The sequence below is a fragment of the Escherichia sp. E10V5 genome (assembly GCF_004212315.1).
In the GTDB taxonomy this organism is placed as follows: Bacteria; Pseudomonadota; Gammaproteobacteria; order Enterobacterales; family Enterobacteriaceae; genus Escherichia.
In genome coordinates, this window is record NZ_RHJM01000038.1 from 83,552 (window position 1) to 93,707 (window position 10,156).

A 10,156-nucleotide genomic window follows, 5' to 3' on the forward strand; every position below is an offset into this window, starting at 1 on the left:
ATCCGTTTAATCGGGGCGCAAGGATAGCAAAAGCTTTACGCTAAGTTAATTATATTCCCCGGTTTGCGTTATGCCGTCAGAGTTCACGCTAATTTAACAAATTTACAGCATCGCGAAGATGAACGCCGTATAATGGGCGAAGATTAAGAGGCTACAATGGACGCCATGAAATATAACGATTTACGCGACTTCCTGACGCTGCTTGAACAGCAGGGTGAGCTAAAACGTATCACGCTCCCGGTGGATCCGCATCTGGAAATCACTGAAATTGCTGACCGCACTCTGCGTGCCGGTGGACCTGCGTTGTTGTTTGAAAACCCCAAAGGTTATTCGATGCCGGTGCTGTGCAACCTGTTTGGTACGCCAAAGCGCGTGGCGATGGGCATGGGCCAGGAAGATGTTTCGGCGCTGCGTGAAGTCGGTAAATTATTGGCGTTTCTGAAAGAGCCGGAGCCGCCAAAAGGTTTCCGCGACCTGTTTGATAAACTGCCGCAGTTTAAGCAGGTGTTAAACATGCCGACAAAGCGATTGCGTGGTGCCCCTTGCCAACAAAAAATCGTCTCTGGTGATGACGTCGATCTTAACCGCATTCCCATTATGACCTGCTGGCCGGAAGACGCCGCGCCGCTAATTACCTGGGGGCTGACCGTAACGCGCGGCCCGCATAAAGAGCGGCAGAATCTGGGTATTTATCGCCAGCAGCTGATTGGTAAAAACAAACTGATTATGCGCTGGCTGTCGCATCGCGGCGGCGCACTGGATTATCAGGAGTGGTGCGCGGCGCATCCGGGCGAACGTTTCCCGGTTTCTGTGGCGCTGGGTGCCGATCCCGCTACGATTCTCGGTGCAGTGACGCCAGTCCCGGATACATTGTCGGAATACGCCTTTGCCGGATTGCTGCGCGGCACCAAGACCGAAGTGGTGAAGTGTATCTCCAATGACCTTGAAGTGCCCGCCAGTGCGGAGATTGTGCTGGAAGGGTATATCGAACAAGGCGAAACGGCGCCGGAAGGGCCGTATGGCGACCATACCGGTTACTATAACGAAGTCGATAGCTTCCCGGTATTTACCGTGACGCATATTACCCAGCGTGAAGATGCGATTTACCATTCCACCTATACCGGGCGTCCGCCAGATGAACCCGCGGTACTGGGCGTGGCGTTGAACGAAGTGTTCGTGCCGATTCTGCAAAAACAGTTCCCGGAAATTGTCGATTTTTACCTGCCGCCGGAAGGCTGTTCTTATCGTCTGGCGGTAGTGACAATCAAAAAACAGTACGCCGGACATGCGAAGCGCGTCATGATGGGGGTCTGGTCATTCTTACGCCAGTTTATGTACACTAAGTTCGTGATCGTCTGCGATGATGATGTTAACGCACGCGACTGGAACGATGTGATTTGGGCAATTACCACCCGTATGGACCCTGCGCGGGATACGGTGTTGGTAGAAAATACGCCCATTGATTATCTGGATTTTGCCTCGCCCGTCTCCGGGCTGGGTTCAAAAATGGGGCTGGATGCCACGAATAAATGGCCAGGGGAAACCCAGCGTGAATGGGGGCGTCCCATCAAAAAAGATCCAGATGTTGTCGCGCATATTGACGCCATCTGGGATGAACTGGCTATTTTTAACAACGGTAAAAGCGCCTGATGCGCGTTTGTTTTGCCCTATTTATCGATCCGACAGAGAAAGCGCATGACAACCTTAAGCTGTAAAGTGACCTCGGTAGAAGCTATCACGGATACCGTATATCGTGTCCGCATTGTGCCAGACGCGGCCTTTTCTTTTCGTGCTGGTCAGTATTTGATGGTGGTGATGGACGAGCGCGACAAACGCCCGTTTTCAATGGCTTCGACGCCGAATGAACAAGGTTTCATTGAGCTGCACATTGGCGCTTCGGAGATCAATCTCTACGCCAAAGCCGTTATGGATCGCATCCTTAAAGATCATCAAATCGTGGTGGATATTCCCCACGGTGAAGCGTGGCTGCGCGATGATGAAGAACGTCCGATGATTCTGATTGCGGGCGGCACGGGGTTCTCTTATGCGCGCTCGATTTTGCTGACAGCGCTGGCACGTAATCCCAATCGCGATATCACCATTTACTGGGGCGGGCGTGAAGAGCAACATCTTTATGATCTGTCCGAGCTTGAGGCGCTTTCTCTGAAGCATCCTGGTTTGCGTGTGGTGCCGGTAGTTGAACAACCGGAAGCGGGCTGGCGTGGACGTACTGGAACGGTATTAACGGCGGTATTGCAGGATCACGGTACGCTGGCGGAGCATGATATCTATATCGCTGGCCGCTTTGAGATGGCGAAAATCGCCCGTGACCTGTTCTGCAATGAGCGTAATGCGCGGGAAGATCGCCTGTTTGGCGATGCGTTTGCGTTTATCTAAGCCATAAAAAACCCGCCCCTGACAGGCGGGAAGAACGGCAACTAAAACTTTATACAGTGACATTTTGATCTATGTCGCATCCGGCAAACAATTCCTGATGCGACGCTGGTGCGTCTTATCGTGCCTACAAATAGTCCTGAACCGTAGGCCGGATAAGGCGTTTACGCCGCATCCGGCAAGTGTTTAAACCCGCTCAAACACCGTCGCAATACCCTGACCCAGACCGATACACATCGTCGCCAGACCAAACTGGGCATCTTTACGCTCCATCAGATTCAGCAGCGTGGTACTGATACGAGCACCTGAACAGCCCAGCGGATGACCCAGCGCGATCGCGCCACCGTTGAGGTTGATCTTCTCGTCGATCTGCTCCATCAGCCCCAGATCTTTAATGCACGGTAGGATCTGCGCGGCAAAGGCTTCGTTCATCTCAAACACACCGATATCACTGGCAGACAGCCCCGCTTTTTTCAGCGCCAGTTTTGAGGCCGGGACCGGGCCGTAACCCATAATCGACGGGTCACAACCGACGACCGCCATCGAACGTACGCGGGCGCGCGGCTTAAGACCTAATTCACGGGCGCGGCTTTCACTCATCACCAACATGGCAGCTGCACCATCGGAAAGCGCAGAAGATGTACCCGCCGTTACCGTACCGCTGACGGGATCAAACGCCGGACGCAGCGTGGCGAGGGCTTCCACGGTGGTTTCCGGGCGAATCACTTCGTCGTAATTAAACTGCTTCAATACGCCGTCGGCATCGTGACCACCGGTCGGGATGATTTCATTTTTAAATGCGCCCGACTGCGTGGCGGCCCAGGCGCGGGCGTGTGACCGCGCGGCAAAGGCATCCTGCATTTCACGGCTGATACCGTGCATACGCGCCAGCATTTCTGCCGTTAAGCCCATCATGCCCGCCGCTTTGGCGACATTGCGGCTCAGGCCGGGGTGAAAATCGACGCCGTGACTCATCGGCACATGGCCCATATGCTCCACGCCGCCAACCAGACATGCCTGTGCATCGCCAGTCATGATCATTCGTGCTGCATCATGCAGTGCCTGCATGGATGAACCACACAGACGGTTGACGGTAACCGCCGGGACAGAGTGTGGTACTTCAGCCAACAGCGCCGCGTTACGGGCGATATTAAAACCCTGCTCCAGCGTCTGCTGCACACAGCCCCAGTAAATATCGTCGAGGGCCGCCGCTTCCAGCGCCGGATTACGCGCCAGCAAGCTACGCATTAAATGAGCGGAGAGATCTTCCGCACGTACGTTACGAAAAGCACCGCCCTTCGAACGGCCCATCGGGGTGCGAATTGCATCGACAATGACAACCTGTTCCATTGTGACTCCTTAAGCCGTTTTCAGGTCGCCAACCGGACGGGCTGGCTCAACCGAGGGATAGTACGGTTCGTTATGACGCGCTTTATTACGCAGACCTTCCGGCACTTCGTACAGCGGGCCGAGGTGCTGATATTGCTGTGCCATATCGAGGTATTTCGCGCTGCCGAGGGTGTCCAGCCAGCGGAACGCGCCGCCGTGGAACGGAGGAAAGCCCAGGCCGTAGACCAGCGCCATATCCGCTTCTGCCGGAGTGGCGATAATGCCTTCTTCCAGACAGCGCACCACTTCGTTGACCATCGGGATCATCATGCGGGCGATAATCTCTTCCTCGCTAAAATCACGCTTCGGCTGGCTGACTTCTGCCAACAGATCGTCAACGGCGTCTTCTTCTTCTTTCTTCGGCTTACCTTTGCTGTCTTCTTTATAACGCCAGAAACCGAGGCCGTTCTTCTGACCAAAGCGGTTGGCATCAAACAGCGCGTCGATGGCATCGCGATAATCTTTCTGCATCCGCTGCGGGAAACCTGCAGCCATCACCACCTGGGCGTGATGGGCGGTATCAATCCCCACAACATCCAGCAGATATGCCGGACCCATCGGCCAGCCAAACTGTTTTTCCATCACTTTGTCGATCTTGCGGAAGTCCGCGCCGTCGCGCAGCAACTGGCTGAAACCGGCGAAGTAGGGGAACAACACGCGGTTAACAAAGAAGCCGGGGCAGTCGTTAACCACAATCGGCGTTTTGCCCATCTTGCTCGCCCATGCGACGACTTTCGCGATGGTTTCGTCGGAGCTTTTCTCGCCGCGAATAATTTCTACCAACGGCATCCGGTGTACCGGGTTAAAGAAGTGCATTCCGCAGAAGTTTTCCGGGCGTTCCAGCGCGTTGGCCAGTTCGCTGATAGGAATGGTTGAAGTGTTAGACGCCAGCACGGTATCCGGTCGTACTTTCTGCTCGGTTTCTGCCAGTACAGCTTTTTTCACTTTCGGGTTTTCGACAACCGCTTCTACCACAACATCCACGCGGTCAAACCCGGCGTAGTCGAGCGTTGGGTGGATCGTGGAGATCACGCCAGCCAGTTTCAGACCATCGATCTTGCCGCGCTCAAGCTGCTTGTTCAGCAGTTTCGCGGCTTCGGTCATGCCGAGGGTTAACGACTTGTCGTTGATATCTTTCATGACAACCGGCACGCCTTTCCACGCGGACTGGTAAGCGATGCCGCCACCCATGATGCCTGCGCCCAGTACAGCGGCCTGTTTCGGTGTTTCAACGTCTTTGGTGAGTTTCTTCGCTTTGCCTTTTACATATTGATCGTTAAGGAAAATGCCGACCAGTGCGCGGGCTTCGTTGGTGTGCGCCAGCGGGACAAAACTTTTGTTTTCCAGCTTTAATGCTTCTTCACGACCAAAACGGGCCGCAGCTTCAATGGTTTTTACTGCGGTGATGGGGGCCGGATAATGTTTCCCCGCCGTTTGCGCGACCATCCCTTTAGCGATGGTGAAGCTCATGGTGGCTTCAATCTTGCTTAGTTTTAGCGGTTCCAGCTTCGGCTGACGTTTCGCTTTCCAGTCGAGGTCGCCGTTAATGGCCTGGCGTAAAATCGCCTTCGCGCCTTCAACCAATTTTTCTGCTTTGACTACGCCATCCACCAGACCGATTTTCAGCGCCTGATCCGCGCCGACATCTTTACCGGCGGCAATGATTTCCAGCGCACTGTCAGCGCCCAGCATACGTGGCATACGTACAGAACCGCCAAAGCCCGGCATGATGCCCAGTTTGGTTTCCGGCAGACCGATGCGCAAATCCGGCGTCGCCAGACGATAATCGGTCGCCAGCACGCATTCGCAGCCACCGCCCAGCGCATAGCCGTTGACGGCGGCAATGGTCGGCACCGGCAGATCTTCCAGGCGATTAAACACGCTATTGGCAAAATGCAGCCACTGACTTAACTGTTCTTCAGGAACGAGGAACAGGGACAAAAATTCGGTGATATCAGCACCGACGATAAAGGCTGCTTTGTTCGAACGCAGCAGCAGCCCTTTTAGATCTGATTGCTGTTCCAGCACGCCGATGGCCTCGCCGAGGCTGGCGACGGTCGCAGTGTCGAGTTTATTAACTGAACCTGGGGCATCAAATACCAGTTCGGCAATGCCATCTTCCAGCCAGTCAAGGTACAGGGTGTCGCCTTTGTAAAGCATGTCAGTCTCCTGAATCCGCAAGGTGATCTGGTCGTACCAGATGCATTGAAGTGTGTATTTTGTGTTAAAAATATGCAAACAAAAGATTAAAGAAATGCCGATCTGATCACGCTCGGCAGAAATCACGCTCTGGATGAACGATGTGCTAAGATGCGGAGACTTAAGGTCAAAAAAACAGAAGGGTAAAAAATGGAATCACTGGCCTCGCTCTATAAAAATCATATAGCTACCTTACAAGAACGGACTCGCGATGCGCTGGCGCGCTTCAAGCTGGATGCATTACTTATTCACTCCGGCGAGCTGTTCAATGTTTTTCTCGACGATCATCCCTATCCGTTTAAAGTGAACCCGCAATTCAAAGCGTGGGTGCCGGTAACTCAGGTGCCAAACTGCTGGTTGCTGGTGGATGGCGTGAACAAGCCGAAACTGTGGTTCTATCTGCCAGTTGATTACTGGCACAACGTCGAACCGCTGCCGACCGCCTTCTGGACTGAAGATGTGGACGTGATCGCGCTGCCGAAAGCCGATGGCATTGGTAGCCTGCTGCCTGCTGCGCGCGGCAATATTGGTTATATCGGTCCGGTGCCGGAACGTGCGCTGCAACTGGGCATTGAGGCCAGCAATATCAACCCGAAAGGGGTGATCGACTACCTGCATTACTACCGCTCCTTCAAAACCGAGTACGAACTGGCCTGTATGCGTGAAGCGCAGAAAATGGCGGTCAACGGTCATCGCGCGGCAGAAGAAGCGTTCCGTTCTGGCATGAGCGAGTTCGATATCAACATTGCCTATCTGACCGCGACCGGTCATCGTGATACCGACGTACCTTACAGCAACATTGTGGCGCTCAACGAACACGCTTCGGTGCTGCATTACACCAAACTGGACCATCAGGCACCGGAAGAGATGCGTAGCTTCCTGCTGGATGCCGGGGCAGAATATAATGGCTATGCGGCTGACCTGACCCGAACCTGGTCGGCAAAAAGCGACAACGACTACGCACAGCTGGTGAAAGACGTTAATGATGAACAACTGGCGCTGATCGCCACCATGAAAGCAGGCGTCAGCTATGTGGATTACCACATCCAGTTCCATCAGCGCATTGCCAAACTGCTGCGTAAACATCAAATCATCACCGATATGAGTGAAGAAGCGATGGTCGAAAACGATCTCACCGGACCGTTTATGCCGCACGGTATCGGCCATCCGCTGGGCCTGCAGGTGCATGACGTAGCAGGTTTTATGCAGGATGATAGCGGTACGCACCTCGCGGCACCGGCAAAATATCCGTACCTGCGCTGCACCCGTATTCTCCAGCCGGGCATGGTATTAACCATTGAGCCGGGTATCTACTTCATCGAATCGCTGCTGGCACCGTGGCGTGAAGGGCAGTTCAGCAAACACTTCAACTGGCAGAAAATTGAAGCACTGAAACCGTTCGGCGGCATTCGTATCGAAGACAACGTGGTGATCCACGAAAATAACGTGGAAAACATGACCCGGGATCTGAAACTGGCGTGATGGAAAGCTGGTTAATTCCTGCGGCACCGGTCACGGTCGTTGAAGAGATCAAAAAGAGCCGCTTCATAACGATGTTGGCGCATACCGATGGCGTTGAGGCGGCGAAAGCGTTTGTTGAATCGGTGCGGGCAGAACACCCCGATGCCCGCCACCATTGTGTGGCGTGGGTTGCGGGGGCGCCGGATGATTCTCAACAGCTGGGTTTCTCTGACGACGGGGAACCGGCGGGAACGGCAGGTAAACCGATGCTCGCCCAACTGATGGGCAGCGGCGTCGGGGAAATTACTGCTGTGGTGGTGCGTTACTACGGCGGCATATTGCTTGGCACCGGTGGGTTAGTGAAAGCGTATGGCGGCGGCGTGAATCAGGCGTTGCGCCAGCTAACGACCCAACGCAAGACGCCATTAACCGAATATACTTTGCAATGTGAATATAGTCAGTTAACCGGCATTGAAGCGTTGCTGGGGCAGTGTGACGGCAAAATTATCAACAGTGATTATCAGGCATTCGTTCTGCTGCGGGTGGCGCTTCCAGCGGCGAAAGTGGCTGAATTTTCCGCAAAGCTGGCGGATTTTAGCCGTGGTTCATTGCAATTGTTAGCGATTGAAGAATAATCCCCACTTCGTTTTGCAGAACTAAGGAAGCGGCAGAGATGCATTTTCGCGCCATTACCCGAATCGTTGGACTACTGGTCATCTTATTCTCAGGGACAATGATTATCCCTGGGCTGGTAGCACTCATCTACCGGGATGGGGCGGGCCGCGCATTTACCCAGACCTTTTTTGTCGCCCTCGCTATTGGCTCTATGTTGTGGTGGCCTAACCGTAAAGAGAAGGGCGAACTGAAATCCCGTGAAGGGTTTCTGATCGTGGTGCTATTCTGGACCGTGCTGGGTAGCGTCGGTGCGCTCCCTTTTATCTTCTCGGAAAGCCCGAACCTCACGATCACCGATGCGTTTTTTGAATCTTTCTCCGGCCTGACCACCACGGGGGCCACTACGCTGGTGGGGCTGGATTCGCTCCCTCACGCAATCCTCTTTTATCGCCAGATGCTGCAATGGTTTGGCGGGATGGGGATCATCGTGTTGGCGGTTGCGATACTGCCTATCCTCGGCGTTGGTGGTATGCAGCTCTATCGCGCGGAAATGCCCGGCCCGCTGAAAGATAACAAAATGCGTCCGCGAATTGCGGAAACGGCGAAAACCCTGTGGTTGATTTATGTCTTGTTGACCGTCGCCTGTGCACTGGCGCTGTGGTTTGCTGGAATGGATGCCTTTGATGCCATCGGTCATAGCTTTGCGACAATCGCTATTGGCGGCTTTTCGACGCATGATGCCAGCGTTGGCTATTTCGATAGCCCGACTATTAACACTATCATTGCTATCTTCCTGCTGATCTCCGGCTGTAACTACGGTCTGCACTTTTCACTGTTAAGTGGGCGTAGTCTGAAGGTCTACTGGCGCGATCCGGAATTTCGCATGTTTATCGGCGTACAGTTTACGCTGGTGGTTATTTGTACCCTCGTGCTGTGGTTTCATAATGTCTACAGTTCGGCGCTGATGACAATTAACCAGGCATTTTTCCAGGTGGTGTCGATGGCGACAACCGCCGGGTTTACGACTGATAGCATTGCCCGCTGGCCGCTCTTTTTGCCGGTACTGCTTTTATGTTCAGCTTTTATCGGCGGTTGCGCCGGGTCAACGGGCGGTGGCCTGAAAGTGATCCGCATCCTGCTGCTGTTTAAGCAGGGGAACCGTGAGCTGAAACGACTGGTGCATCCGAACGCCGTCTACAGCATTAAGCTGGGGAACCGTGCACTGCCGGAACGTATTCTCGAAGCCGTTTGGGGATTTTTCTCCGCCTATGCATTGGTGTTTATTGTCAGTATGCTGGCGATAATCGCCACGGGCGTGGATGACTTTTCTGCCTTTGCCTCGGTTGTTGCGACATTGAATAACCTGGGGCCAGGGCTTGGCGTGGTTGCTGATAACTTTACCAGCATGAACCCGGTGGCTAAATGGATCCTGATTGCCAACATGCTGTTTGGTCGTCTTGAGGTCTTTACATTGCTGGTGCTCTTTACCCCGACTTTCTGGCGTGAATGATGGAGTAATACGTGAAAACATTAATTCTTTTCTCAACAAGGGACGGACAAACGCGCGAGATTGCCTCCTACCTGGCTTCGGAACTGAAAGAACTGGGGATCCAGGCGGATGTCGCTAATGTGCACCGCATTGAAGAACCACAATGGGAAAACTACGATCGCGTGGTGATTGGCGCTTCTATTCGCTACGGTCATTACCATTCTGCGTTCCAGGCATTTGTCAAAAAGCATGCCACCCGGTTGAACTCAATGCCGAGCGCCTTTTACTCCGTCAACCTGGTGGCACGCAAGCCGGAGAAGCGGACTGTGCAGACCAACAGCTACGCGCGGAAGTTTCTGATGAGTTCACAATGGCGCCCCGATCGCTGTGCCGTTATTGCCGGGGCGCTGCGTTATCCACGCTATCGTTGGTACGACCGCTTTATGATCAAGCTGATTATGAAGATGTCAGGCGGAGAAACAGATACGCGCAAAGAGGTTGTCTATACCGATTGGGAGCAGGTCGCGAATTTTGCCCGAGAAATAGCTCAATTAACCAACAGATCGGCGTCGAAATAAGCATAAAGAATAAAAAACGCGCATTCGGAAA

The 10,156-nt window shown here is 53.7% G+C and carries 8 protein-coding genes; 6 read left to right on the forward strand and 2 right to left on the reverse strand.

Features of this window, described 5'->3' with window-relative positions; all coding sequences use genetic code 11:
- Nucleotides 1-156: 156 nt before the first annotated feature.
- Both ubiD and fre read left to right on the forward strand, forming a co-directional pair.
- Entirely contained in the window at nt 157-1,650 is a 1,494-nt protein-coding gene (gene ubiD, locus D9738_RS22430; protein ID WP_000339804.1) for a 4-hydroxy-3-polyprenylbenzoate decarboxylase, read from the forward strand.
- A 45-nt stretch (nt 1,651-1,695) separates the two neighbouring features.
- Nucleotides 1,696-2,397, forward strand: a complete 702-nt coding sequence (gene fre / locus D9738_RS22435; RefSeq protein ID WP_130209480.1) for an NAD(P)H-flavin reductase — start codon at nt 1,696-1,698, stop codon at nt 2,395-2,397.
- A gap of 183 nt (nt 2,398-2,580) precedes the next feature.
- Here fre and fadA read toward each other — a convergent pair whose 3' ends face one another.
- Both fadA and fadB read right to left on the reverse strand, forming a co-directional pair.
- A complete protein-coding gene (gene fadA / locus D9738_RS22440) occupies nt 2,581-3,744 on the reverse strand; it encodes an acetyl-CoA C-acyltransferase FadA (RefSeq protein WP_130209482.1) in 1,164 nt (387 codons plus the stop codon).
- A gap of 9 nt (nt 3,745-3,753) precedes the next feature.
- Nucleotides 3,754-5,943 carry a fatty acid oxidation complex subunit alpha FadB gene (fadB, locus tag D9738_RS22445; RefSeq protein ID WP_130261221.1) on the reverse strand — a complete coding sequence of 730 codons (2,190 nt, stop codon included), beginning with the start codon at nt 5,941-5,943 and terminating at the stop codon, nt 3,754-3,756.
- 189 nt (nt 5,944-6,132) lie between these two features.
- Between fadB and pepQ the strand changes: the two genes are divergently transcribed.
- From pepQ to hemG, 4 genes are read left to right on the forward strand one after another with little or no spacing between them, the layout of a single operon-like run.
- Nucleotides 6,133-7,464 carry a Xaa-Pro dipeptidase gene (gene pepQ / locus D9738_RS22450; RefSeq protein WP_130261222.1) on the forward strand — a complete coding sequence of 444 codons (1,332 nt, stop codon included), beginning with the start codon at nt 6,133-6,135 and terminating at the stop codon, nt 7,462-7,464.
- Nucleotides 7,464-8,078: an IMPACT family protein gene (locus tag D9738_RS22455; protein ID WP_001296979.1), complete on the forward strand. Its 615-nt coding sequence runs from the start codon at nt 7,464-7,466 to the stop codon at nt 8,076-8,078. The genes pepQ and D9738_RS22455 overlap by 1 nt, the downstream gene beginning before the upstream one ends.
- Nucleotides 8,079-8,116: 38 nt before the next feature.
- Nucleotides 8,117-9,568, forward strand: coding sequence for a Trk system potassium transporter TrkH (gene trkH / locus D9738_RS22460; RefSeq protein ID WP_000545680.1), 1,452 nt, complete (start codon nt 8,117-8,119; stop codon nt 9,566-9,568).
- Between the two features lie 11 nt (nt 9,569-9,579).
- Complete coding sequence (gene hemG, locus D9738_RS22465; RefSeq protein WP_130209490.1) at nt 9,580-10,125, forward strand: menaquinone-dependent protoporphyrinogen IX dehydrogenase; 546 nt, start codon at nt 9,580-9,582, stop codon at nt 10,123-10,125.
- Nucleotides 10,126-10,156 lie beyond the last annotated feature (31 nt).

Excerpts from the sequence above, each read along its gene's own strand:
- ubiD (WP_000339804.1), top strand. The coding sequence starts at position 157 with ATGGACGCCATGAAATATAACGATTTACGCGACTTCCTGACGCTGCTT.
- fre (WP_130209480.1), top strand. The coding sequence starts at position 1,696 with ATGACAACCTTAAGCTGTAAAGTGACCTCGGTAGAAGCTATCACGGAT.
- fadA (WP_130209482.1), bottom strand. The coding sequence starts at position 3,744 with ATGGAACAGGTTGTCATTGTCGATGCAATTCGCACCCCGATGGGCCGT.
- fadB (WP_130261221.1), bottom strand. The coding sequence starts at position 5,943 with ATGCTTTACAAAGGCGACACCCTGTACCTTGACTGGCTGGAAGATGGC.
- pepQ (WP_130261222.1), top strand. The coding sequence starts at position 6,133 with ATGGAATCACTGGCCTCGCTCTATAAAAATCATATAGCTACCTTACAA.
- D9738_RS22455 (WP_001296979.1), top strand. The coding sequence starts at position 7,464 with ATGGAAAGCTGGTTAATTCCTGCGGCACCGGTCACGGTCGTTGAAGAG.
- trkH (WP_000545680.1), top strand. The coding sequence starts at position 8,117 with ATGCATTTTCGCGCCATTACCCGAATCGTTGGACTACTGGTCATCTTA.